17 protein-coding genes are annotated in these 22,234 nt (G+C 70.4%); 6 read left to right on the forward strand and 11 right to left on the reverse strand.

Features of this window, described 5'->3' with window-relative positions:
- Positions 1 to 36: 36 nt before the first annotated feature.
- On the reverse strand, positions 37 to 966 hold the full coding sequence (locus ITX44_RS01340) for an SDR family NAD(P)-dependent oxidoreductase (RefSeq protein ID WP_205355061.1): 930 nt from the start codon (positions 964 to 966) through the stop codon (positions 37 to 39).
- Between the two features lie 68 nt (positions 967 to 1,034).
- Positions 1,035 to 1,922, reverse strand: coding sequence for an SDR family NAD(P)-dependent oxidoreductase (locus tag ITX44_RS01345; RefSeq protein WP_205355062.1), 888 nt, complete (start codon positions 1,920 to 1,922; stop codon positions 1,035 to 1,037).
- Positions 1,923 to 1,993: 71 nt separating this feature from the next.
- Here ITX44_RS01345 and ITX44_RS01350 point away from each other — a divergent pair, with 71 nt between their 5' ends.
- From ITX44_RS01350 to ITX44_RS01360, 3 genes are all read left to right on the forward strand, one after another.
- On the forward strand, positions 1,994 to 2,935 hold the full coding sequence (locus ITX44_RS01350) for a LysR family transcriptional regulator (RefSeq protein ID WP_205355063.1): 942 nt from the start codon (positions 1,994 to 1,996) through the stop codon (positions 2,933 to 2,935).
- A gap of 1,445 nt (positions 2,936 to 4,380) precedes the next feature.
- Positions 4,381 to 5,565, forward strand: a complete 1,185-nt coding sequence (locus ITX44_RS01355; RefSeq protein ID WP_205355064.1) for an acyl-CoA dehydrogenase family protein — start codon at positions 4,381 to 4,383, stop codon at positions 5,563 to 5,565.
- A gap of 221 nt (positions 5,566 to 5,786) precedes the next feature.
- Positions 5,787 to 6,476 (forward strand): DUF899 domain-containing protein, encoded by a 690-nt coding sequence (locus tag ITX44_RS01360; protein ID WP_205355065.1) that lies wholly within the window; start codon positions 5,787 to 5,789, stop codon positions 6,474 to 6,476.
- Between the two features lie 123 nt (positions 6,477 to 6,599).
- Here the strand turns inward: ITX44_RS01360 and ITX44_RS01365 are convergent, their stop codons facing one another.
- The 5 genes from ITX44_RS01365 to ITX44_RS01385 all read right to left on the reverse strand — a co-directional run bounded on the left by ITX44_RS01365 (position 6,600) and on the right by ITX44_RS01385 (position 10,456).
- A complete protein-coding gene (locus tag ITX44_RS01365) occupies positions 6,600 to 7,601 on the reverse strand; it encodes an alpha/beta fold hydrolase (RefSeq protein WP_205355066.1) in 1,002 nt (333 codons plus the stop codon).
- A gap of 255 nt (positions 7,602 to 7,856) precedes the next feature.
- Positions 7,857 to 9,080 carry an MFS transporter gene (locus ITX44_RS01370; RefSeq protein ID WP_205355067.1) on the reverse strand — a complete coding sequence of 408 codons (1,224 nt, stop codon included), beginning with the start codon at positions 9,078 to 9,080 and terminating at the stop codon, positions 7,857 to 7,859.
- 138 nt (positions 9,081 to 9,218) lie between these two features.
- The gene (locus tag ITX44_RS01375; protein WP_205355068.1) at positions 9,219 to 9,560 is read right to left on the reverse strand and encodes a VOC family protein; all 342 of its coding nucleotides are present in this window, start codon (positions 9,558 to 9,560) and stop codon (positions 9,219 to 9,221) included.
- 102 nt (positions 9,561 to 9,662) lie between these two features.
- Positions 9,663 to 10,016, reverse strand: coding sequence for an ArsR/SmtB family transcription factor (locus ITX44_RS01380; RefSeq protein ID WP_205355069.1), 354 nt, complete (start codon positions 10,014 to 10,016; stop codon positions 9,663 to 9,665).
- Complete coding sequence (locus ITX44_RS01385) at positions 10,013 to 10,456, reverse strand: SRPBCC domain-containing protein (RefSeq protein ID WP_205355070.1); 444 nt, start codon at positions 10,454 to 10,456, stop codon at positions 10,013 to 10,015. The genes ITX44_RS01380 and ITX44_RS01385 overlap by 4 nt, the downstream gene beginning before the upstream one ends.
- Before the next feature lie 186 nt (positions 10,457 to 10,642).
- On the opposite strand from ITX44_RS01385, the gene ITX44_RS01390 reads away from it, so the two are divergent.
- From ITX44_RS01390 to ITX44_RS01400, 3 genes are all read left to right on the forward strand, one after another.
- Positions 10,643 to 11,215, forward strand: coding sequence for a dihydrofolate reductase family protein (locus ITX44_RS01390; RefSeq protein ID WP_205355071.1), 573 nt, complete (start codon positions 10,643 to 10,645; stop codon positions 11,213 to 11,215).
- Between the two features lie 154 nt (positions 11,216 to 11,369).
- Positions 11,370 to 12,647 (forward strand): MFS transporter, encoded by a 1,278-nt coding sequence (locus ITX44_RS01395; protein WP_205355072.1) that lies wholly within the window; start codon positions 11,370 to 11,372, stop codon positions 12,645 to 12,647.
- A 142-nt stretch (positions 12,648 to 12,789) separates the two neighbouring features.
- Entirely contained in the window at positions 12,790 to 13,713 is a 924-nt protein-coding gene (locus tag ITX44_RS01400) for an alpha/beta hydrolase (protein WP_205355073.1), read from the forward strand.
- 41 nt (positions 13,714 to 13,754) lie between these two features.
- Here the strand turns inward: ITX44_RS01400 and ITX44_RS01405 are convergent, their stop codons facing one another.
- The 4 genes from ITX44_RS01405 to ITX44_RS01420 form a co-directional block, all read right to left on the reverse strand.
- Positions 13,755 to 15,230, reverse strand: a complete 1,476-nt coding sequence (locus ITX44_RS01405; RefSeq protein WP_205355074.1) for a hypothetical protein — start codon at positions 15,228 to 15,230, stop codon at positions 13,755 to 13,757.
- A 127-nt stretch (positions 15,231 to 15,357) separates the two neighbouring features.
- Positions 15,358 to 19,254 carry an ACP S-malonyltransferase gene (locus ITX44_RS01410; protein ID WP_205355075.1) on the reverse strand — a complete coding sequence of 1,299 codons (3,897 nt, stop codon included), beginning with the start codon at positions 19,252 to 19,254 and terminating at the stop codon, positions 15,358 to 15,360.
- 924 nt (positions 19,255 to 20,178) lie between these two features.
- Entirely contained in the window at positions 20,179 to 21,384 is a 1,206-nt protein-coding gene (locus ITX44_RS01415) for an MFS transporter (protein WP_205355076.1), read from the reverse strand.
- Between the two features lie 278 nt (positions 21,385 to 21,662).
- A complete protein-coding gene (locus ITX44_RS01420) occupies positions 21,663 to 22,088 on the reverse strand; it encodes a PPOX class F420-dependent oxidoreductase (RefSeq protein ID WP_205355077.1) in 426 nt (141 codons plus the stop codon).
- Positions 22,089 to 22,234 lie beyond the last annotated feature (146 nt).

The raw sequence follows: 22,234 nt of genomic DNA on the forward strand, positions 1-22,234 counted from the left end.
CGAGCGTAGGGCCGGGCACCGACAACGCCCCGGGTGTCAGCCTGCGTGGGCGAGCAGGTCCTGGGACAGGGGCCACAGGCGTCGCGCGTTGTCCGGGTCCACGGCGTAGCGGGCGACGCCGTGGAGGGTGCCGGTGCGGCGGTCGACGACCTCGGCCTCGTTGCAGTCGTCGAAGTAGCGGCCGCCGATGCCGTCGAGGAGGGGGGAGGCGGCGAGCAGGACGGAGGTCGCCGCGCCCTGTTCGACGGTCTTGATCAGGTCGGCGGGGACCCGGCCGCTGCCCCGGCCGCCGGTGTGGCGTTGCAGATTGGTGTAAATGGCGCCGGGCATGCAGGCGTTGGCGGTGATCCCGGCGCCGGCCCAGCGGCGGGTCGCCTCCACCGCGAAGAGGACGCCTGCGGTCTTGGACTGGCCGTAGGCGAGCCACGGGTCGTAGCGGCGGAAGGCGAAGTTGACGTCGTCCCACACGACCGGGGACTGCTGGTGACCGGTGGAACTCACCACGACGACGCGGGCGTTGCCGTCGGCGGCCAGTGCGTCGTACAGGCCGGTGGTGAGGGCGAAGTGGCCCAGGTGATTGATGGCGAACTGCCACTCCCAGCCCTGCGCGGTGTACTGCTCGGGGCAGGCCATGACGCCGGCGTTGTTCACCAGGATGTGCAGTGGGCCCTGCCAGGCCGCGGTGAAGGCGTTGACGGACGCGGGGTCGGCCAGGTCCAGTTGTGCGACGCGTACGTCCTGGTTGCCGGTCGACGCGGTGATGTCCTTGGCGACGCGTTCGCCGGCCGCCGGGTCGCGGACGGCGAGGGTGACCGACGCTCCGGTGGCGGCCAGGGAGCGGGCCGTCTCGGCGCCGAGGCCGGAGGAAGCGCCCGTGACCACCGCCCGGCGGCCGGTGAGGTCGATGCCTTCTACGACCTCGGCGGCCGTACTGGAGAAGCCGAACGGGGTGGTGACGGCACTCATGGGCGAACTCCTTGGTGCGGGTGCGGGTGCGGGCACATGGCGCGGGGCCGGTACGGGCGGGCCGGCGGTCAGGGCGTGAGGATCCGGTCCTGCTCCACCGGGGGCGTGCCGTCGTGCCAGGGCAGGGCCTTGCCGAAGCGGACCAGTTCGCCGTAGAGGGCGGGGTCGACGTGGTCGGCGAAGACCAGGTCGAGGACGGCGCGGGCGGCGTCGGTGGGGGATTGGGCGTGGCTGTACTCGCTGAACCAGGGGCGCGAGGTGGCGGTGTCGACCATGCCGGGGCACACGGACGCGATCAGCGTGCCGGTGGCCAGGTCCTGCCCGCGGCGTTCGGCGGCGACCGCGCGGACGGCCGCGACCTGGGCCACCTTCGAGGGCACGTTCAGCCAGACCGGCCAGCCCGCCTCCTGCGCGGTCCTGTTGTGGACCGCGCTGCGCCAGGACTCGACGGCGTACTCGACCTGGTCCAGGCTCGCGCCGTCGAAGAGGTGGTGCAGCCGCGGGTCGAGGTGGCCGAGGGTGCCCAGGCTGCTGGCCACGACGAGCAGCCGTCCGCCGGGGCGCAGCACGGGACCGAAGGAGCGCAGTACCGCGTGGGTGGCCGTGTTGGAGACGTCGATGAACTCGTCGGCCCGCGCCGCCTGCGAGTCCTCGGGCAGCACGCGGGCGACCGCGTTGGAGATGACGACGTCGACCCCGCCGTACCGGGCTCGCAGCTCCTCGGCGAGCCGGGCGATGGCGTCGGTGTCCGTGACGTCCAGGACCCGGCCCTCGACGCGGGCGCGGGCGCCGGGCAGCCGGCCGACCTCGGCGGCGGCGTCCGTCACGCGCCGCTGGTCGCGGCCGGTGAGCAGAACCAGGTCCTCCGGGTTCATGCGGGCCGCCAGACCTTCGGCGAAGGCACGGCCGAGTCCTTGGTTGGCGCCCGTGACGAGGGCGATGCGCGATGCGTTCATGCCTGCCACGCTAGGAAGGCGGAACCCATGAGTCCAACGAAAGATCAGCACAGCTAGTATGCGTAAACGTCATGGACTTCACGGATGTGTCGCTGACCGCGCTGCGGGTCTTCCGCGCGGTGGCCGAGCAGGGAACCTTCACCGCGGCCGCCGCGTCGCTGGGCTACACCCAGTCGGCGGTGTCCCGGCAGATCGCCGCGATCGAACGGGCCGCGGGCGCGGAGCTGCTGGAACGGCGGCGCGACGGAGTACGGCTCACCGCGGCCGGCCGGGTCGTCATGCGCCGCGCGACCGTCGTGCTCGACGAGATCGACGCGACCGCCAGGGAGCTGTCCGGCCTGCCCGGGCAGGCCGGGACGGTCCGCCTGGGGTGGTTCCCCAGCGCCGGCGTCGTCCTGGTGCCCCGGGCCCTGGCCGTGCTGCGCCGCACCGATCCGGCGCTGCACGTGATCGGCCGGGAGGGCAGCACTCCCGCGCTGGTACGCGCGCTGCGGGCCGGCAGCATCGACCTGGCCCTGCTCGTCTCCGCGCCGCCCTTCCGGCCGCCGGACGCCGAGTCGCCCCCGCTCGCGGTCCAGGCCCTTACCGAGCGCGCGCTGTGCCTGGCCGTGCCCGCGAACCACCCGCTGGCCCGCGGTGACTACGTCGACGTGGCCGACCTGCGCGGGCAGCGCTGGATCGCCGGCTCCTCCTCGGGCGAGGACCGGCTGATGGGTGTGTGGCCGGGCCTGGACGAGCGGCCCGAGATCGCCCTCACCGCCCGCGACTGGCTCGCCAAGCTCCACCTCGTCGCGGCCGGCTGCGGGCTCACCACTGTGCCCGCCACCCTCGCCTCCGCCGCGCCACCGGGCGTCCGGGTCCTTCCCGTGCGCGGCGGCCCCCAGGAACAACGGCGCCTGCTGCTGGCCCGCCTTCCCCACCCGCCGGCCGATCCGGTCATCCGCGTGGCCGCCGCCCTGCGCGCCGCGGCCCTCGACGTCGACCCACCGGCTCCGCCGACGCAGCCAATGTGACGGCTGCTGCTGCCGTTCCCATTGTTCCCGGAACCCGCGCCACGCCTTTGTCCGGGCGGCAAACACCACGCGAGTGCGGAAAGTGCTGCCGCGTGTGCGGAGTGTGCGGGGGAAAGGCCACGGGACCGGACGTTTTGCTGCCGACGGCCCGTCACGCGGAATGCCGACGTTCCCAATGCCCGCTGTTTCAGGATTTTGTGAGAGTTGGTGAGAAGGCCGGGAACCACCGGTATTTGCCGGTGCACCCTTGCGCTTCCCTCGGGCGTTCGGGGGACCTCGGGAGGTCGCTTGTGTCATGGTATTTCCGATGACCGCCGGATTCGCGCTCCGGGCTCGCCGGGACGGCCGTAGCGGCCCTCCGCGGGCGACGAGTTGTGCGTGCATCCGCCGAAGAAGCGCCGCGCAAGGCGAAGACCACATCGGGCGCGGCGCGGGCAGCACCTCGTCCAACCGGGCACAACAGGCCGCGGCGACCACACGATCCCGCACGGCGGCGAACCCCGGCTCCCGGGCGCGGAAGGCGGACACCTCGGCGCACTGAGCGGGGTCGCACTGCGCGTCCGCCGGCCCTGACGATTTCGTGGTGAGCCGCCGGATCCGTCCCCTGGGAAAAGGCGAAGGCGTGCGGTAATCCACTGATGCCTTGCCCTGTGATCGACTGCTTACCGGCGACTTCGAGACCGGGCGGCCGTCCGCTCCTGGCCGAAATACGGTAGGGCCGAGCGGGCGGGTGCGCCGCCGCCGGAGCGTTCCCATGGAGCTTTTCCCTGACGTGTTCCGTGGCTCGGCCCGTGGTGCGCCCGGAGCCGTTCCGGTCATTCGGAGCCATTCGGGTGGGCCGGGCCTGCCCGGCGCTCGCGTCGCGCCTCGCGACCAATTCCCGCGGAACGAGCGGTACTTCGACATTCCGTAGAAGAAGTGCCGCGGCCGCGGCCGGCCGCCTTCGACGGCACTCCACGAAGATCCGTACCGGCCGTCGCCGCCCCCGGCCCCGGACACCCGCGCTCGCCTGGGCGCCATGCCCGCCGAGCCCGCGGCGAGTTGTCGGATCGTACAACGGGTTACTTTGTTTGCCGTGACACTTGACAAGTCCTCGGAGTTGTGACGGTAAGGTGCCATACCGTCGATCTTGATGCCCGGTGTTCTCGGAGGAAGTCAATCCGCTTGGTACTGCCGCGTACCGCCCCCGTGTTGTTCTGGCCAGTGGCCGGTATTGGACGTGGCGCCGGGCCCGGGATGGTTAACCGAATGTCTTGTGTGACAGTTGTGACTCGGAACCGGAGTGGCGGAGGCGAAACACAGTGCCTTTGGAATTCTTATGGCAATCCGTAAGAATCGTGGTTCGGCCACCTATGCGATGGTCGATACAACACAAGCTCTTCCTTCGGAGGATTGGTGAAACCCGCTCCACTTTCCTTTCCCTGTCATCGTATTCAGGAGCACAGATGACGATCAATGAGGCGCCACCGCAGGCTGATCTCGTCAGCCGGGCCACGGACTTGGTCGACGTGATCCGGAAGCACGTCGCGTGGCAAGAAGAGCACCGGGTCATGCACGAGGAGGTACTGCAGGAAATCATCGACGCCGGCATCCTGAAGATGCGGGTGCCGATGCGCTACGGCGGCTCCGAGGTCGACGTGCGGACCGTGTCCGCCGTGATCTCCGAGCTCGCGCGGGGCGACGGTGCCGTCGGCTGGACCATCAGCACGTTCACGATGGGCTCCTGGCTGGCCGGCCTGTTCCCGGACGAGGTGCAGGACGAGATCTTCGCCGACCCGAGCGTCCGGATCTGCGGCGGCGTCAACCCGTCGGGCGTCGCCACGCCGACCGACGGCGGCGTGATCCTCAACGGCCGGTGGCACTTCGTCTCCGGCGCGCCGCACAGCCAGTGGGACATGCACTCCGTGCAGCTGGTCACCGAGGACGGCGGGTGGGTCCCGGCCACGGTCGCGGTGCCGATGTCGGACCTGGAGATCGTCGACGACTGGCACACCGCGGGCCTTCGGGCCACGGGCAGCGTGTCGACCATCGCGAAGGACCTCTTCGTCCCGCAGGCGCGGGTCCTGCCGATGGAGCCCGTGATGATGCGCGGTGAGCACGCGTCGAAGCTGAACGCGGACTCCATCACCTGGAAGCTCCCCTTCGTGCAGCACGCCACCACGGTGACCAGCTCGTCGGCGGTGGGTATGGCCAAGGCGGCCCGTGAGGCGTTCTTCGAGAAGCTGCCGAGCCGGAAGATCTCCTACACCGCCTACGAGAGCCAGGCCGAGGCGCCGTTGACCCACCTTCAGGTGGCCGAAGCGGCCATGAAGATCGACGAGGCCGAGTTCCACGTGCGCCGCGCGGCCGAGCGCCTGGACACCAAGGTGCTGGCCGGCGAGCAGTGGACGATCGAGGAGCGCGCCCTTTCCAAGCTCGACGCGGCCACGGCCTGCCTGCGGGCCAAGGAAGCGGTGGACGTGCTCAACACCGCCAGCGGCGGCTCGTCCATCTACTGGAGCCAGCCGATGCAGCGCATCGAGCGGGACATCCGGGCGCTCAACCTCAACGGTGTCCTGCACCCGAACTCGAACGCCGAGACCTACGGCCGCGTGCTGTGCGGCCTCGAACCGAACACGACTCTTCTCTAGACCGGGGCCCAGCATTCTGATCATGTGGCTGGGCCCGGAATCTCAGCCACATGGTCGCTTTACAGCCCCAACAGGGTCTCCGGTGCAGCTCGATGGTCGTCAGGACCGCCGAGCGGCACCGGAGGCCCTGTCTTTTGCACACCCCGTCACAACAACGGGTCCGGCGGCGATTTACCGTCGATTCGAACAATCCGACAATGGACAAGCGGTAGAGTCGAACCATGGACAAGCCGAAACCGGAGATCGTGACGCTCGAAGAGTGGCAGCAGGCCCGCGACGAGCTGCGCGCGGCCGAAAAGGAAGCGACCCGCGCGGCGGACGCACTTTCCGCGCGCCGCCGCCGGCTGCCGATGGTGAAGTTCGGTAATCGCTACACATTTGACACCCCGGACGGTACGAAGTCGCTCCTCGACCTGTTCGACGGTCGCGATCAACTGGTCGTCTACCAGTTCATGGACGACGGCCCGGACCACTACTGCCCCGGCTGCACGTGGTTCACCGACAACATCCCCGCGAACGCGCCGCGCTTGCTGGCCGACCAAGGCGTCACCTGGGTGACGGTGTCGAATATGCCGCTCGCGCAGATCGAGCAGTACAAGGAGAAGATGGGCTGGACGATGCCATTCGTCTCGTCCCGCGGCACTTCGTTCTCCGCGGACTGCGACGCCGGCAACGGATTCATGCTCACCGTGTTCCTGCGCGACGGCGATGATGTCTACCGAACCTACAGCACCACCGCCCGCGGAATCGAGAAACTCGTCTTCTCCACCGGCGTATTCGACCTGACCGTCTACGGCCGGCGCGAGGACTGGGAGGACTCGCCCGCCGGCTGGCCGCAGAAACCGACCTACGCCAATCCGGTCCCGATGCAATGGGGGCAGGCGTCCACCGGCTTCGGGACGCACCGGTAGGTCGGTTCCCAATGCATCCCAATACGGCAGAAACGCCGCCGGAGGGTATCCGGCGGCGTTTCCGTTCGCGCAGATGAAGGTCGGTTGCCCGGTGGCGGCGCAAAGTGGCCGCCGCGGCCGGGCCTACAGGCCGCCCAGGAACTTCAGCAGCTCCGCGTTGACCTCTTCCGGCCGCTCCTGCTGCGTCCAGTGCCCGACTCCGGGCAGTACCACCGTGCGCGTCAGGTTGGGCACGAGATACTGCAGGTTGGCGATCAGCTGGTCCATACCCGGGAGTTGGACGCTGCCGTCCCGTTCGCCGTACAGGTAGATTGCCGGGGTGGTCATCGGCGCGCCCTGCCACGGCGCCGTCAGCTCCCAGCTCAGGTCCATCGTCCGCCACCAATTCAGGCCGCCGGAGAAACCGGTCTGCTCGAAGTCGTGTCCGTAGACGTCGAGATCGGCCTCGGTCAGCCACTCGGGCAGTGCGCCCGGCTCCGGCAGGAGATCGGTGAGGGTGCCGCCTTCGGGGACTATCGGCAGGGCGGCCGCTTCGGCCTGCGGCGAGTCGCCGAAGCCCCACTGGAAGAAGCGGAGGACGCTGGTACGCGGGTCCCGCGCCAGTTCGGCATCGGCGACGCCGGGCTGCTGCAGGTAGTTCATGTAGAAGCCGGGGCCGAGCGCCTGCGTCATCCCGGTCACGGCGCTCACCGGGCCGCGGGGGATATAGGGCAGGGCCAGCGCGGCGATGCCGCGGATGCGGTCGGGCCGCAGCTGCGCGGTGTTCCAGGCGACCGGCGACCCCCAGTCGTGGCCGACCAGGACGGCCTGCTCCTCCCCGAGCGCGTCGAGCAGGCCGATGATGTCGCCGACCAGGTGGAGCTGCGAGTACTTCTCGATCGCTTCCGGGCGGTCGGTCCGGCCGTAGCCGCGCTGGTCGGGAGCGACGACGTGGTAGCCGGCCGCCGCGAGAGCGGCGAACTGGTGGCGCCAGGAGTACCACGTCTCGGGGAAGCCGTGCAGCAGTACGACCAGCGGCCCTTCGCCCTGCTCGGCAATGTGCATCCGGATTCCGTTGGTCTCCACGAACCGGTGATTGATCTCGCCGGTCACACCCTGGTCCGATGCCGACTGCGGGTCATTCATGGCATTACCTTTCCCGTGTGTGCGAAGTGGATTTCATCCAAACTTTCTCACTGCGGTAAGGTCTGCTACCACTTCTTCCTTGCTCACATTGGCCGGCTGTTCGTCAGTTGTGGTCGCGCGGCGCTAATTCGGCGAAGTCCGTCGTACGAGCCGGCGCGGAATACCATTCGATTCGGAAGCACGGTGGTGACGGCATTCAGCGCCGCCACTACCGTGCCGTCCGATCGGTACCGGAAATGATCCGGGCGGGTTGTGCTAGGCGGGTTCGGGCACGGATTCGGCGGTTGCCGACGACTCCTCGACGACCGGCGGCTTGAGGTAGCTGGTCCCCCAGGCGACCGCGATGGTGACCACGGCGAAGATCAGACCGGTGATCACCGGGGCGGAATCGCTGTGGTCGTTGATCTCTATGCCACCGGCGAACGAGCCGAAGGCGATACCGACGTTGGCCGCGGAGACGGGCAGCGACTGCGCGAGCTGGCCACCGGGGCCGGCCAGGCTGATCACCCGGACCTGGAGCGAGGGCACCATGCTGTAGAAGGACAGGCCCAGGCCGATCAGGACGATCGCCACGAGCCAGGCGATCTGGCCGACGTAGTAGAGCAGCAGCAGGGAGGCAGCGATGCCGAAGGACCCGATGATCAGGGTGCGCCCGGCCCGGTGGTCGGCGAACTTGCCGCCGACCACGGAGGAGCCGACCGCGGTGGCCGCACCGTAGGCCAGGAGGAACACGCTCAGCAGGGCGCCGGAGATGCCGGTGACGTGCTGGAGGAAGGGCACGAGGTAGGTCAGCGCCGCGAAAATCGCCGAGAACACGATGAAGTTGAGGAACAGCACGGCGAGCACCTTGGGGGCGAACGCGTACTTGGCCTGGTGGGCGGCGCCGGCGCCGGCGGGCGGCACGGTCGGGATCAGTGCCAGCGTGCCGAACAGGGTCAGCACGGCGCCCCCCGTGATCGCCATGAACGAGCCGCGCCAGCCGAGGGTCTGACCGACCAGGGTGCCCAGCGGCAGGCCGAGCGCGCCGGACAGCGCGACACCGGAGATGACGACGCCGATCGCCTGGCCCATGCGCTCCGGCGGGACGACCGCCATGGCGGCGATGAACGCACCCGCGATGAACAGGCCCTGCGACGCGCCGATGAGGAAGCGCAGCACGAGGAACAGGCCGTAGACGTGGGTCAGCACCGCGATCAGATTGCACGCGATGAACAGCACGAGCGAGCCGATGAGGACGGTCTTCTTTTCCATTTTGATCGTCAGCGCGGTCAGGATCGGACCACCGATGGCCAGGCCCAGCGCGTACACGGTCACCAGGTGGCCGGCCGAGGAGATGGACACGTGGAAGTCGGAGGATATCCGGTTCAGTACGCCGACCACGCCCAGTTCGCCACTGCCCAGTACGAACATTCCCAAGAACAGCGTGGCCAGGGCCAGGTTGGCCTTCCGTGGGCTCATCGCCGTTTGCGGGGTACTCATGTGCACTCTTCCTTCCTGTCGTATTGCGTGGAGTCGTCTCGACGAACGGGTCGACGGACTTGCGTGCTAGCCCCGTGACGGGGCCGTGGCCGACCACGGCCCCGTCACGGGGCTAGCGGAATTCCGGGCTCGGGCGTCCTACTTCCACTTGATGATCTGGAGGTAGTTGCCGTCGAGGTCGGCGAAGGTGCCGAACTTGCCCTTCTCGCGGTCCTCGATCGAGATCCACTCCACGCCGGCCGCGTTCAGTTGGGCTTCCATGGCGTCGAAGTCGTCGACGTCGAAGTTGATGATCATGCGACCCGGCTGGTCGTTCTTCGCCTCGACGTCGTCGCGCCCGTCGATGACCAGCAGGAAGCCGCCCAGGTCGATCGCGCCCTCGCCGGTGAACTCCGGCGCCAGCGCCTTGATGTACCAGGCCCGCAGCTCGGCGGGACGGGTCGTGCCGAGGAGCATGCTCGTGGGCTTCAGCGTCGTCATGTCGAATCTCCTTGTCATGTGAGGTATGTGAGTCATATGAGTTATGCGATTCATGTGATCGCATTCCGGGCATGCGTCATCACCGCACCGCGCGTCCCGGGGTCAGCTGAAATCGCGTTCCGCTGCTTCAGCGGCATGCTTGATGGCCGCCAGCCGGCGGTCCCAATCGGCCGCGAGCGAGGACATCCATCGGGTGGTGGCGTCCAGGCCGGCAGGCCGCAGTGAATACCTCACCTCGCGTCCGACCCGGTTGCCGACGACGAGTCCGGCGGAGTCCAGGACGGCGAGGTGCTTGACGATCGCCTGCCGGGAGACGGGGAGTTGTCCGGCGAGGGTCGTCGCGGTGGCCGCGCCGTGCGCGGCGAGAAGATCCAGCAGTTGGCGACGGGTGGGGTCGGCGAGCGCGACGAGAACGCTGCCGACCTCCTCGACCGCGCCGTCGGGTTCTGCCGTCACACAGTCGACTCGACGCGCTTCTTCGCCGCGTCGAGGACCTCGGGCCAGCCGGCGGAGAGGTTGGCGATCGTCTGGGCGCGCACCTCCTCGGACACGGCCAGCGCCGCGAAGCCGCTCTCGACCACGGTGAGGCGGGTCTTGTCACCCTCGGCGGACAGCGTGAACTCCACGAGGGTGCTGTTGCCCTCGGTCAGCTCCTGGCCGGGGTTGGCGGGGGCCCAGCGGTACGAGACGTACGACTGCGGCTCGACCTTCACCACGCGCACCGGGAACTCGCCGAACTCCGGGTGCTTGGCCACCATCGACTCGCCCTCGACGGCGGTGGTGCCCTTGATGCTCTCCGGGTCGGCCACCCAGAAGCCGGGCGCGGACACCAGCGACCAGACACGCTCGACCGAGGCGTCGATCAGGGTGTCGCGCTCGATCATGTCTTCGCTCATGAGGAAACTCCTTCAAGTGCAAGCATTGAGTGCAACCCGATTGTTGCACGTCCGCCGATCCTCGTGCAACCAACTCGTTGCACGAGGAGTACGAGGCGTCCGAAAACTCTCCCTTCCTTGACAAAAATATTTGTCGGAGGGAGGCTGAAGCAGCAGACACCCGTCCCAGACATCGAGGAACGTCCCATGCGCACTCTGATCAGCAGCGCCTTCATCTCGCTCGACGGCGTCGTGGAGGCCCCGGGCGGCGAACCGGGCTACCGGAACGCCGGCTGGACCTTCAAGGAGGTCGAGTTCGTCCCCGAGGCATTCGAGATCAAGGAACGGGAACAGCAGGAGTCCACCGCGATCCTGATGGGCCGGCTCAGCTACGAGGCGTTCAGCCCGGTGTGGCCGGACATGGCGGAGTTCGCGCGCTACAAGGTGATGCCGAAGTACGTCGTCTCCACCACCCTCACCGAGGACAAGCTGGTCGCCGACTGGGGCGAGACCACCGTCCTGCGCTCGCTCGACGAGGTCGCCGCCCTGAAGCGGACCGAGGGCGGCCCGGTCATCGTGCACGGCAGCGCCTCCCTCAACCAGGCGCTGTCCGACGCCGGCCTGATCGACCGTTACCACCTGCTCGTCTACCCGCTGCTGCTCGGCGCCGGCAAGCGCCTGTTCAGCACCGCGGACAAGGACACCCAGAAGCTGGCGCTGGTCGAGCACGAGGTCTACCGCAACGGCGTCCAGAAGCAGGTCTTCGACGTCGTGCGCTGACCGCGCTCCGGCAGTTCGCCGCGCCCCACCGGCACTCCCGAAGTGCCGCCGCACACCGCTGATCCGCCTGATTCGCCGGTTCCGGCGCGGGGCATGACCGTGAATGCTGCCTGCCGGAAGCGGTCCGGCGCGGGGCCGGAGCCCAGGGGGGCCTGTGGACCGTGTGACGACGCCGGCCCCGCCGGAGGCCGACCGGGGCAGTACGCCCGCGGTGCGCCGCGACTTCGCGCTGCTGTGGGCCGGCCAGTCCACCAGCCTGCTGGGCAGCGGCTTCGTGGTGCTGGTGCTGCCGCTGCTGGCGGTCTCCATCCCGGGCGTGTCCGCCGCGAAGGCCGCGCTCCTGCCGTTCGTGATGTTCGGCCCCTGGCTGTTCCTGGGCCTGCCGGCCGGCGCCGTCGTGGAGCGATTACCCCGGCGTACGGTCATGCTGGCCGGCGACACCGTACAGGCCGCGTGCTACCTGGTGATCGCCGTGCTCGCCGGCCTGCGGGTGCTGTCCCTGGCCGAGTTGCTGGCCCTGGTCGCAGTCGCCGGCTGCGCCGCGGTGTTCTTCCAGATCGCCTACACCTCCTTCCTGCCGGTGCTGTACTCCGACCCGGCGCTGCTGCACCGGGGCAACGCCCGGCTGTTCGTCTCGGAGTCGGTGGGACGTTCGGCCGGCCCGGCGATCGCGGGGGCCCTGGTCCGGCTGGCGGGCCTGGCCTGGACGGTGGCGAGCGTCGTCGCCACGTACTCGGTCTCGGTGCTCACCCTGCTGTCCGTCAGGACCCGTCAGCCTGCGCCGGCCGAAGCCCCCCGCCGCGAGAAGGGCTGGATCCTGCGCAGCGTACGGGCCGGACTGCGGTTCGTCCTCGACCACGGCCAGCTCGAACCGATGATCCTGTGCGGCGCCGTCTACGCGCTGTTCCTGAGCGTGGTCGAGAGCAGCCTGGTGCTCTACTGCCGTCAGGTGCTCGGCCTCGGGGTCACCGCGGTCGGCGTCGTGGTGGGGGCCGCCGCGGCCGGCTACCCGCTGGGGAACCTGCTGTCCGGCGCGGTCGTACGCCGGCTCGGCCCGCCCCGTACCCTGCTGGCCGGTGCGGTCGTCTCCGTCCTGGGACTGGCGAGCATGCCGGTGGCCGGCTCCCTCGGCTCGGTGCCCGCCCTGGTCGCGGGCAGCGTCGTGCACGCGGCCGGCGAAGGGGTCTTCGGCCCGACCGGCCTCACCCTGCGGCAGACCGCCTCGCCACCGGACTTCCTGGTCCGGGTCAACTCCGTGGCCCGCTTCCTGACCTGGGGCGTCGTCCCGCTCGGCAGCCTGCTCGCCGCGGCCGTCATCGCCCTGGCCGGACTTCCCGCCGCGCTGTGGGTCGGGGGACTGGGCACCGCCCTGTGCCTGCCGGTGCTCTTCCGCCGCGGGATACGCACCGCCGTCCTGACCGGCACCGGCTGACCCCCGGCCCAGCCGGACCGACCGCGGCCCTCGCCACTCGGCCACCGGACCGGTCCACGAGAGCGGCCGGTCCACGCCGCCGCCCGATCCACGAACCGCCTGATCACAGCTCACCGCCGTACCCCGACCCGCAGGAGAACCAATGGACTGGGCACCAGGAATGCGGACCTTCATCGACAGGTTCACCGCCGCGCTCCCGCCCGACTTCTACACCCGCCCGCTCGCGCAGGCCCGGGCGCTCTACGAGAACCTCGGCACGGTGTTCCCCTACGAGGTCCCCGCGGGCGTCCGCGTCACCGACGAGGAGGTGACGGGCAACGGCCGGCGCCTGCGAATCCGCGTCTACCGGCCCGAGCACATCGCCGGCCGGGGTCTGCTGGTCTACATCCGCGGCGGCGGATTCGTCATCGGCTCCCTGGCGACCCTGCACCCCCTCGTCGCCGAACTCGCCGCCAACACCGGCCTGGTGACGGTGGCGCTGGACTTCCGTATGGCCCCGGAGCATCCGTTCCCCGCCGGTCTGGAGGACTGCTACGACGCGCTGTGCGGCATCGCGGCGGACACCGGCCGCTTCGGCGCCGACCCGGACCGGATCGTGCTGGCCGGGGACAGCTCCGGGGCGAACATGGCGGTGGCGCTGTGCATGATGACCCGGGACCGGGGCGCGCCCAGGCCGCGCGGCCAGGCCCTGATCTGCCCGGTGCTCGACTTCCGGCGCTGGCGCGAGGGCGGCGCGGACGCACCGCTGCTCACCGGCGGGGAGATGGAGTTCTTCACCGCCTGCTACTGCCCGGACCCCGAGCAGACCCGCCACCCCTACGTCTCGCCGCTGATCAGCGGCACCTTCCACGACCTGCCGCCGGCGTACATCGTCGGCACCGAACTGGACTCGCTGGTCGTGGACGCCCGGCTGTACGCGGCGAAGCTGCGGGACAGCGGCGTCGAGGCGCGGCTGACGGTGGCGCCCGGCCTGCCCCACGCGCCGCTGCGCGCCCGCGCGCTGAGCCCCGCTTCGGCCGCCCTGTGGCAGACCTTCTGCGCCGAGACCGCCCGGTTGACCGGTTGACCGGCCGGCCGGGCGGCGTACGACGGGACCGCCGGGACCGCTCAGGCGGTGAGCCGGAACCGGAAGGTGCGGAACAGCTCGGTCTCCGGTCTCCGGGCGCCCCGCTGCCGCAGGGCGTAGCCGATCAGGGCGTGGTTGAGCATGGTGAGCCGGGTGCCCTCGGCCCGGCCGCCGTCGGAGAGGCGGTCGACGACCCACGCGATCGCCGAGCCGCCGCCGTAGCGGGCGCGGGGCTCGAAGAGGCGGTCGGCGGCGCCGATTTCGCCGAGGACGTTGAGCACGTAGCTGACCGGGTAGGGGCGGTTGGCCCGGTCCTGGGCGGTGCGGTCCAGGTCCGGGAAGGAGTCGACCAGGCGCTCGATCGTCTCGTCGGTGATGAGGTCGGTCCAGCCGGTGAGCATGGCGGTCTGGATGATGTAGGGGTACGAGATCCCGTACAGGAAGAAATCCGCGCCCGGGTCGATCCCGCGCCACTCGTTCACCACACCGGCCGCGAAGGCGTCCGGGTCGGGGAGTTGGTCGTGCAGCCGGCCGAGGTTGTGCAGGGCCATGAGGTAGTACAGGCCCATGTGGGTGCGCTCGGCCGGGGCGATGGCGGCCATCAGTTCCTTCAGCTGCGCCAGCCGGTCGGTGCCGTGGGTCAGGTACTCCGCCCGGCCGGAGACCGCGATCGCGTTGAGCATGGTGACCAGGGGGTACGTCTTCCCGAACGCGTCGGTCATGGGGCTGGGGAAGGCCGGGGGCAGGTTCACCTCGTCCGCCCGGTCCAGGTGGTCGAGGGTCTCGGCCATGTAGTCCCGCTCGCCGTCGAAGATCAGCGCGTCGTATCCCAGCAGCGAGACGACCGACAGCAGCATGGAGCCGCCGCGGCCGCGGAAGAAGGGCGCGGGGACGCGCTCCAGCAGGTCCAGGGCCTCCCGGACCCGGTTGCGCGGGCCGGACACCAGCCGCTTCTCCAGCCCGAGTTGGCCGAGGGCCAGGAAGACCGCGGTGCAGGCGGAGAGCCTCTCGTAGTCGCCGTGACGGCCGGTGTTCTCGTCCTTGATCCGGTCCGGCTCGATGAGATCCAGCACATCCAGGATCTCGCCCGGCACGTCCAGTCGGTCGTTGACCAGGAGCGTGCGGTCCAGGCCCAGTTTGGCGAAGGCGTCCATCAGGATGCAGCCCGCCGTCAGCCGGTAGTACGGGTTCTCCTCGGCGCGCATGGCCGCCAGGATCGGGCCGAGGGCGCGCTCCGCCGCGTCCCGGGACAGCCCGCCGGCCGGGTCGGCGGCGGTCAGGACCAGGTCGGCCAGCAGCCGGGAGAACAGGGTGTAGGAGTGGGCGTCGGTCAGCTTCGCCGCGAGCAGGCCGAAGGTGTGGCGGATGCGCGCGGCCGCCTCGCGGTCGTAGTCCACCGGGTACTGCCCGAGGCCGATGCCCCGCACCATGCGGCTCCAGGGCGTCGCCATCACGCGGGTCTCGTTGGACAGCTCGTGCAGCCCCGCCACGGGCAGAGCGGTGGGGTCGATGGCCATGAGCGGTGCCCTCCTGTGCTCGATCCTGTGCGGTCGGTCGTGGGACGGTCGTGGCTCCGGTCCGCCCGGCTCGTCGCTGCCGGGGCGTTCCCGTTCGGCTCGTTCCTGCGCGGCTCTTCCTCGAAGGTCACGGCGCGGGCAGTGGCGGCACCGCCAGGCCCAGGAACTCCCGGCGCCGGCCCTCCAGCATCTCCAGGGCCCAGTTGAGCCACTTGATGCCCTGGCAGTAGATGGCCACCGGCCGGCGCTGGGTCTGGTAGGTGTCCGTCAGCGTCCCGTCCAGCTCGGCCTGGAAGTGGAACGGCGGCATGGCCGTGAAGTGGGTGCCCATCATGAACACGAAGCGGATCAGCCAGTACGGGTCGTCCCGCAGGTACGGGGAGTCGGGGTCGTCGAGCCCGTACACCGCCGTCATCACCGGCGCGAAGTGGTCCTCCACCCCGTGCGGCGCCGTCCCGGGCCCGATCCGGCCGCGCCGGGCCGCCACGTCCCGGACCCGGTACGAGCGCTGGTAGGCGTTGTCCTTGGTGAAGTCGACGTCGACCCGGGGCACGCGGCCGGCGCCGACGTCGACCCGCAGCGCGAACTGCTCGTAGTGGATCTCGTCGTAGTGGCCGATGCTGTTGTGCCAGGGCTTGTTGTCGTACATCGGGTCGTCGCGGGTCTCGGCGCCGTCGCTGCGGAAGCCGATGGCCCGCGGGTCCAGGAACCTGATCCCCAGCGACTCGGCGGTGATCGCGGCAAGCGCCGCGTCGATACGTGCCCGCGGCGCGCCGCTTTCGATCAGCCGCTGCGCGCGCAGCAGCGGCTCGGGGTCGGAGAGCTTGATGTTCTCGGTGTTGGTGTCGCCCATCACCAGGCTGTGGAACCGCGGTTCGAGGATCTCCAGGTACCGCGGGTGCTCGCGGAAGCGCCGCAGGAGCGCCGCCTGGTTGAGGTACGTCCGCCCGTCGATGACGATCCGCTCGGTGTCCAGCAGGCCGGGGCCGAACGTGTGCGGCGCTGTCCGCCGGCACAGCGCGAGCCGGTCCTCGATCTTGCGGAAGTACGACGCCTCCAGGGTGTCGCCGGGCGCCGGCACCCGGTTGACGCTGTGCACGCGGCGGTCCAGCAGCCGCATGATCTCCTCGTACAGCCGGGCCACCACGGCCGGCGGCGGCGAGTGCTTCTCGACGAACCGGCTGACCTCCTCGCCGCGTACGTAGCTCATCTCGTAGACGACCTCGCGGTACGTGGTCCGGCCGCCGCGGCGCAGGTGCGCGGGGACCGGGATGTCGCGTTCGAGGACGTCGTGGACCTCAGGGAAGTAGCGCCGCACCGGCTCGGGCAGCGCGCGCAGGAACTCGGCCTGCTTCTTGGCCTTCGCGAAGGGCGGCAGCATCACCCCGGTGCCGTCCGGGCTCCAGCGGGCGGTGGTCAGCGCCTCGCTGAGCACCTTGCGGACGGTCACGCCGTCCCCGCTGCGGTCGTACGGCCGGTCCGCCGGATCGCCGCCCTTGGTCAGGAAGATGGTCATCGACTCGCTGCCGCCCTTGCCGAAGCCGACGATCGGCTCGCCGATGCCGACGTAGGCGTTGACCGAACTGCTGAGCAGCCGGCGGCCCTGCGCGTGCCGCAGCACCCGCTCGTTCTCCTCGGTCAGGCCCATGGCGCAGCGGTCCTCGAAGGCGTCCAGGGCGGGATTGACGCCCCGGGTCCACAACTCGGCCGGGGACAGCACCGAGACCACCGAGGCCCGGTGCGGTCCGGCGTCCACCCGGGCCGGGCAGAGCTCCGAACCGAGCGAGACGATCTGGCAGTTGCCGTTGAGGTGGACGCGGTGCACGTCGCCGTGGCCGACGGTCCCGGCGCCGATCGTTCCCGTGCCGACCTTTCCTGTGCCGTTCGGCCCGGCACCGTTCGGCCCGGCACCGACCTTCCCGGCACCGTTCGTCCCCGCACTGCTCGTCACCGTGCCGAGGACGGCGCGGGTGGCCGCCTCCAGGTCCTTGCGGGACTGCAACGGCACGCCGTCCGGCGAGATCACCGGGATCTCGGAGCCGCGCAGCGCCGACAGCAGCCGGTCCAGTACCGGCCGCAGCCGGTCGGTACGGGCGCCGGCGCGCAGCCAGTCGGCGTACAGTTCGGCGAACGTCGCCAGCGGCACCGCGCCGGAGGCGGCCAGCGCCACCAGCCAGCCCAGTGGGTCGCCGGCCGCGATGTAGTGGTCGCTCTGCGCGAAGATCGCCGGGCGGTGCAGGCGCAGCACCTCGAACAGGGTGTACTGGTAGACGAATCGGCTCATCGCGAGGACGGCGTCCGGAGGCGCGGCGACCCCGGCCAGCGGCAGGTAGCCGTCCTCGTCGATCCACAGGCTCTCCGAGATCTGGTCGTGGATGCGGTGCGCCACCGGCTGGGTGTCCAGCAACAGCCGTGTCCTGCGGGCGAGTTCGGCCGCGTCCAGGTCGGAGAGCCGGCTGAGGTGCACGACCACCACTTCGGGGTGCTCGGCGGCCAGCGTGCTGCGGTCCGCGACGCCGCCCGCGGCGTCGAGCACCTTCAGCTCGGCGTAGACCTGCCCCACCTTCTCGGCCGGCCCGGTGATGCGCTTCTTCAGCCGGGCCCGCAGCACCAGTTCGCCGCCGGCGGCGTCCACGCTGTCGTGGTACGACCGGGTGTACTGGTACACCTCCAGGAACCGGCGGAAGGCCGGGGCGCCGTCGCCCTGCGGGCGGAGCATCTCGTCGGCGACGACCCGGCTCATCGACCGGTGCAGGTACCGGCTGTGGAACGGCCCGGCCTGGGCCCGCCGGAACACCCGGCGCAGCAGGTCGTGATGACGGCCCGTCATGTGGGTGCCGGACCTGCGCAGCGCGGCGAGTTCGGTGGTGACGGTGCCGGCCAGGTGCACGGTGTCCAGCAGTGCCTCGGTCTCCAGTGGGTCGCCGGTGCAGGCGGTCACCGGTGTCTCGATGTTGTTGTCGGTCAGCAGCCGTACCGACTTCTCCCCGAGGCCGAGTTCCACCACGGCGTCCGGGCGCAGCGCGTCCAGGGTCTCCGCGGTGATCCGGGAGGCCATCACCTCGTCGGTCACGGCCAGGACGGCGCCGCGCACCTCGGCCGCGGTGGTCAGCAGGCCGGCACCGCTGTTGGAGACCAGGGGGACCCGCGGGCGGCGGAAGACGATGTTGTTCTCCTCGATGAACCGCTCCAGGCCGCGGCGCACCGCCCGCATGCGGGCCGAGTGCGCCAGGAAGGTCGTCGGCTCCTTCAGTTCCTCGGTCGCCACCGCGGGGAAGCGCTGCATGAACAGGTCGAAGCCGGACTTCACCCCGAGCCGCACGTAGATGTTGGTCTGCTGCCGGGAGTAGAGCTTGTGCACCTCCACGTCGGCCCTGGGGTAGAAGTCCTCGATCTCCTTCAGCGCCTCGGTCAGGTCATCGGGTTCGCCGCGCAGTGCCACCACGTGGTACGGCTCCGGGGCCAGCGGCCGTCCGCGTACCGGGTCGGGGAGATACGCGGCCAGGTCCCGGGACAGGGCGTCCTGCGGTGCCCCGCCCTCGGCCGCGAGCAGCATCAGCGGGGTGAAGGCCCGCGCGATCCGCACGCCGTCGCCGACCGACACCGAACCGCTGGCCACCGCCGAGGCGATGACCCCGAAGCTCTCGCCGGTGTAGGCGGTGAAGTCGAGCGCGACGCCTTTCTTGTGCGCCGCGGCCCGTAAGTACGCCTCCAGGGCCAGGCTGTGCACCAGGAACGCGGCACCGATGAAGCCCTGCCGCTCCATCCGGGTCGCGGGCATGTTCTCCGGCACCATCAGCAGGGTCTCCGGTCGCCCGGGGCGGCCCAGCGCCCGGGCGCCGAGCTGGTAGACGCGTTCCACCTCCGGCATCCCGCAGTCCAGCAGGGACCGGTCGAGGTTCTGGTACGCGGCCCGGCTGCCCAGGCCCGGGAAGAAGCCGGCGATGCGGCTGCGGCCGGCCGGGCCCGGTGCGCCCTGCCCCGGCCGGTCCCGGGCAGCCTGCCCCGCGACGGTCGGCTCCACGACTGGGTCCGCGAGGTCGGGTTGCGTCGGGGCGAGGGAAGCCGAACGCTGCCAGCGGGAAAGGGAAGGAGACAGCTCCATCATCTTCTCCGGGTCTCTTCTGAATCCTTGGGTCTGTTGCGTCCTGTGCGTCGTGCGGGTCTTTCGGGATTCGCGGGTCGTGCGCGCGTACGGGATACCCGTGTGTCCCGCGTGGCGTTTTCCGGCGCTGTAGCACGACGGGAACCGGCCCTTCCGTGAATGCGCGGCGCGGTGGCCGGAGGTGCGCCGGGCGCGCGGAATTCACGGCGTCAGGGCCGGGAGTGAAGGGTGAGGTTTTCCGTGGGAAATCGGGATCCGGCTCCGGTGGCGCACTCCGGGTTCAGCGGTGAACTCTCCTGGTGCGCGCGGCGGGTGTGGTGCACGCAGCGGATTCGACGGACGCGACTTCCGCGGGTCCGCGCAGCCTGTGCATGTCTTCCCCTCAAACCGATGTGGAAGCTCGCCTGGCCAGCGCGTCGTCGCGCTGCTGGTGCGGATCGCCCCCGTCGGACCGTCACCGACGGGCACGCGTCGGGGAACGCCGTTCGGTGCCTCATTCAATACCTGTGAGGCGGTCCGGGTCAAGAATTCCTGGTGGGCGTCCGGATAATTAAAGCCACCGTAACATCGGTCGATCAATTCGCGTCACGTCGCGCGGTGCGGCCTGGGTGAAAAGAATCCGGACATGCGGACGTCATGATTCCGGGTGGGAATGCAGGTGCGGCGGCGAAAGCGGACCGCACGTATTTGGCCACTGTCCCGGCCGGGGGAAAGCAGGAAAACGGGAAAGCGGGAAAGCGTCGCACGGCCGGAAAATACGGGTGCCGGCACGTCCCGGGGCCTCACCTGGGCCTCGCCGGGACGTGCCGGGGGCCGGCCGCTGCGGCGCGGCCGGCGGCCGGTTCAGCTCGCGGCGCCGGCCGGCTCCGCGGCGTCGACGACGGAGCCGGCCGGATCGCCCGGCGTCCGCTCTCCGCGCACGAAGGAGGCCGCCAGCAGCACGATCAGGCCGAGGCCGGTGAGCCCGGCGCCGACGCGCAGCGGCGACACGTATCCGAAGCCCGCGTCGAGCGCGAGGCCGCCGAGCCACGCGCCCAGCGCGTTGCCGACGTTGAAGGCGGCGATGTTGGCGCCGGAGGCCATGGTGGGCGCGTCCGGGGCGTACTTCATGATCCGCACCTGGAGGCCGGGGGCGGTGGACAGCCCGACGCTGCCCATGAGCACCAGGGAGACGATCGTCATGACCTTGCTGTCCGCGGTCAGGGCGAAGAGCGTGAGCACCGCGGTGAGCAGCGCCATGATCGTGATCATTGAGGTCCGCAGGGACCGGTCGGCGGCCTTGCCGCCCACGAAGTTGCCGACGAAGGTGCCGGCTCCGAACAGCACCAGCAGCCAGGGCACGGTGTGGTCGGCGAAACCGCTCACCTTGGTGAGCGTGAACGCGATGTAGGTGAACCCGCCGATCACGCCGCCGAAGGCGAGGATGCTGACGGTGAGTGAGATCCACACCTGCGGCCGGCGGAAGGCGCCGAGTTCGCTGCGCAGGCTTGTATCGGCCGGCGCGGCGGTCTGCGGGACCAGCAGCTGGATGCCGGCCAGGGCGACGACACCGACGATGGTGATCGCCCAGAAGGTGGAGCGCCAGCCGAGCTGCTGGCCGAGGAATGTGCCGAGCGGGACACCGAGCACGTTGGCCACCGTCAGGCCGCCGAACATGAGCGCGATGGCGCCGGCCCGCTTGTTCGGCGCGACCATGTCCGCGGCGACCACCGCGCCCACGCCGAAGAACGCGCCATGGCAGAGGGCCGCGACGATGCGGCCGATCATCAGTACCGCGTAGTCCGGTGCCAGCGCGGAGATCAGGTTGCCCGCGATGAACAGCACCATCAGTCCGAGCAGGACCTTCTTGCGGTCGTAGCGGGCGATCGCGGCGGTCAGCGCGACGGCGCCGACGGCCACGCTGAGTGCGTAGCCCGAGACCAGGTAGCCGGCCACGGACTCGCTGACGCCGAAATCGTCCGATATCTCCGGTAACAGCCCGACGATCCCGAACTCCGTGAGCCCGATGCCGAAGCCCCCCAGGGCCAAGGCGATAAGCCCGATAGGCATGGAGTAAACCCTTCCGTCACTAAGCGCGCACGCCATTAAGCGGCGCACACAATTGTTGCAAGCACAGGTTATTGCCTGCAACGACGTGATCCGGCCGGGCCCGTACGGGAGGAGGCGGGGGAGCGCGCCGGGGGACCCGCCGAGGCGGGGGTGCCTGCCGGACGGCTGCCGGGCTCCCCGGCAGGCGCCGGGCATCCGCGTGGTGTGGCCGGAATCGTGGGGTCCTCCGGGGGTGCGGGGCGGCCGCGTCCGGGCCACCCCGCGGTGGTGACATCCGGTCAGCCGGCCGCCGCCCAGGGCCCCACGCCGCCGATCCGGTGGGCGGTGATCCGCACCACGTACCCGTCGCCGTCGGGGGCCTTCGGCGGATACGCGGTGTCCGGACCGATGTACGCGCGGGCCAGCCGCCGTACCAGGTCCAGCCCGCCGCCCTCGTCGACCGCGGCCTCGCCGTTGACGATCAGGTACTGCCGCAGGCCGGCCGGATCGACGCGGTCCGATTCGACCGTCACCGCCACCCGGGGGTCACGGCGCAGGTTCTTGATCTTCTGCCATTCGTACAGTGACCCGAAGACCAGATCGCCGTTGTCCAGCCCCAGCCAGACGCAGGTGGCCTGCGGACTTCCGTCCGGGTTGAGGGTGACGAGGTGGCCGAGCGCGGGAGAGGCGACCAGCGCCTGCGCGGACTCGGGAATGCTGACCATGGTGCTTCTCCTGAACGACCCGGCGTCGCACGCGAGGCTGCCGGGTACGGGGGCATGGTCCGGCGCGGACCCACTGGGCTCCGCCGGACTCACCGGGAAGGTCGGGCCGGCCGCGGCACGCAGACGTCATCGGCTGCGCCACCCGG

The organism is Actinacidiphila acididurans (genome assembly GCF_016918855.1).
GTDB classification, from domain to species: domain Bacteria; phylum Actinomycetota; class Actinomycetes; order Streptomycetales; family Streptomycetaceae; genus Actinacidiphila; species Actinacidiphila acididurans.

Excerpts from the sequence above, each read along its gene's own strand:
- ITX44_RS01350 (WP_205355063.1), top strand. The coding sequence starts at position 1,994 with ATGGACTTCACGGATGTGTCGCTGACCGCGCTGCGGGTCTTCCGCGCG.
- ITX44_RS01375 (WP_205355068.1), bottom strand. The coding sequence starts at position 9,560 with ATGACGACGCTGAAGCCCACGAGCATGCTCCTCGGCACGACCCGTCCC.
- ITX44_RS01405 (WP_205355074.1), bottom strand. The coding sequence starts at position 15,230 with ATGGCCATCGACCCCACCGCTCTGCCCGTGGCGGGGCTGCACGAGCTG.
- ITX44_RS01365 (WP_205355066.1), bottom strand. The coding sequence starts at position 7,601 with ATGAATGACCCGCAGTCGGCATCGGACCAGGGTGTGACCGGCGAGATC.
- ITX44_RS01415 (WP_205355076.1), bottom strand. The coding sequence starts at position 21,384 with ATGCCTATCGGGCTTATCGCCTTGGCCCTGGGGGGCTTCGGCATCGGG.
- ITX44_RS01370 (WP_205355067.1), bottom strand. The coding sequence starts at position 9,080 with ATGAGTACCCCGCAAACGGCGATGAGCCCACGGAAGGCCAACCTGGCC.
- ITX44_RS01420 (WP_205355077.1), bottom strand. The coding sequence starts at position 22,088 with ATGGTCAGCATTCCCGAGTCCGCGCAGGCGCTGGTCGCCTCTCCCGCG.
- ITX44_RS01400 (WP_205355073.1), top strand. The coding sequence starts at position 12,790 with ATGGACTGGGCACCAGGAATGCGGACCTTCATCGACAGGTTCACCGCC.
- ITX44_RS01340 (WP_205355061.1), bottom strand. The coding sequence starts at position 966 with ATGAGTGCCGTCACCACCCCGTTCGGCTTCTCCAGTACGGCCGCCGAG.
- ITX44_RS01360 (WP_205355065.1), top strand. The coding sequence starts at position 5,787 with ATGGACAAGCCGAAACCGGAGATCGTGACGCTCGAAGAGTGGCAGCAG.
- ITX44_RS01385 (WP_205355070.1), bottom strand. The coding sequence starts at position 10,456 with ATGAGCGAAGACATGATCGAGCGCGACACCCTGATCGACGCCTCGGTC.
- ITX44_RS01345 (WP_205355062.1), bottom strand. The coding sequence starts at position 1,922 with ATGAACGCATCGCGCATCGCCCTCGTCACGGGCGCCAACCAAGGACTC.
- ITX44_RS01390 (WP_205355071.1), top strand. The coding sequence starts at position 10,643 with ATGCGCACTCTGATCAGCAGCGCCTTCATCTCGCTCGACGGCGTCGTG.
- ITX44_RS01355 (WP_205355064.1), top strand. The coding sequence starts at position 4,381 with ATGACGATCAATGAGGCGCCACCGCAGGCTGATCTCGTCAGCCGGGCC.